This is a genomic window from Spirosoma soli (assembly GCF_042684525.1).
In the GTDB taxonomy this organism is placed as follows: Bacteria; Bacteroidota; Bacteroidia; order Cytophagales; family Spirosomataceae; genus Spirosoma; species Spirosoma soli.
Genome location: NZ_JBHULN010000047.1, coordinates 1 through 1,493, shown reverse-complemented (window position 1 = coordinate 1,493; position 1,493 = coordinate 1). Strand labels below are relative to the sequence as shown.

The window sequence follows — 1,493 nt, the reverse complement described above, 5'->3', positions numbered from 1 at the left end:
ACGGCACTAGGCGCAGGCAATGTGCGCTGGAATACAAACGAAACAAGTCCAGTGATCTCGGTGAGTGCAACCGGCACTTACTCGGTGACCCTGACCAATGCCAGTAGTTGCACGGCCACGGCTAGTGTAGTGGTCTCGGAGGATGTGATTCCTCCCTCGGTGAGCATCACGGCCAGTCCGTCGCTGACCATCACCCAGGGGCAGAGCGCCACCCTGACGGCCCTGGTCAGCGGAGAAGTCCAGCCCCTGAGCCTGCGGTGGAGTACCAACCAGACCGATCCCGCCATTGTGGTGAGTCAGGCGGGGTCTTACTCGGTTGTGGTGACGGCCCCCAATGGCTGCACCGGGACGGCCAGCGTGGTGCTTAGTCTGACTACGGCACCGGTCGATACCAGCCCCTTTGCCATCACAGGGGTGACCACCATCAGTTGTACCCCGGTGCTGCCCAACCGCTACAGCCTCAGCTTTGCCCCCCGCTACTCGGGGCTCACCGGCCAGCCCATCAGCTTCTCAGTGGTCAACGAGCTCTTCCCCACCACTGATGGAGGACCCTATACCATCCGGCTCTACACCGACAACCCCCGCATCACCCTGAGCGCTGTTCAGGCGGGCACCGCTCAGGAAGCCCTGTTTGTCTATGACTGGCTGGCGGCCTGCCAGGCCTCGGAGTCGAGTAACACCCCGCCAACGGTGGTGATGAGCGTACCTCCCCAGTCGGCCACGGTGGGGGTGGGCTACAGCTACGTCATCCCAGCTGGCACCTTCTCAGATGCTCAGACACCAGGTAGTTTGCTCCTGTCCGCCAAAGGTTTGCCTCCAGGCATCGGTCTGAGTGGCTACACGCTCTCAGGAACGCCTTCGACGACGGTAGGCTCACCTTACTCGGTCACCTTAACGGCTACTGATCCGGGGGGGCTGTCGGTGAGTACGCTGGTGAGCTTGGTGGTCAGTCCGGCCAGTGGTCCAGTGGGCCCAACTCCGCCCTTTGCTATCACGGGGGTGACTACCATCAGCTGTACACCTACCGCTGACCGCATCAACATCAGCTTTGTGCCCCAGTACGTAGGGGTGAACGGGCAGGCCATTGCCTTTGGGGTAGTCAACGAACTCCTGCCCACCAACGAGCCGGGTCCTTATTCGTTGACCTTGTACCGGGACAATCCGGTCATTACGCTCAGGGCTACCCAGACAGGCAGCACCGAGCCGGCCAGCTTTAGCTACCACTGGCTGGCGGCCTGCATGAGTCAGGGTAACGATAACACCCCGCCGAGAGTGGTGAGTCCGGTTACTGACCAGACGCTGGTAGTGGGCCAGATGACCAACCTCAACCTGCAGAATGTATTCGGCGATCAGGAGACGCCCGGTCAATTGAGCTTGTCGGCTCAGGCGTTGCCAGCGGGTCTGCGGTTGGAAGGCCCTTCGCTGATGGGAGTACCCACCGGGCCGGGTAGCACAACGGTGGTGCTGGTGGCTACTGATCCACAGGGGCTGAG

General features: G+C 61.7%; 1 protein-coding gene. It reads left to right on the top strand.

Features of this window, described 5'->3' with window-relative positions:
- A partial coding sequence (locus ACFSUS_RS28995) for a putative Ig domain-containing protein (protein ID WP_381528780.1) occupies positions 1–1,493 on the top strand: 1,493 nt, incomplete at both ends.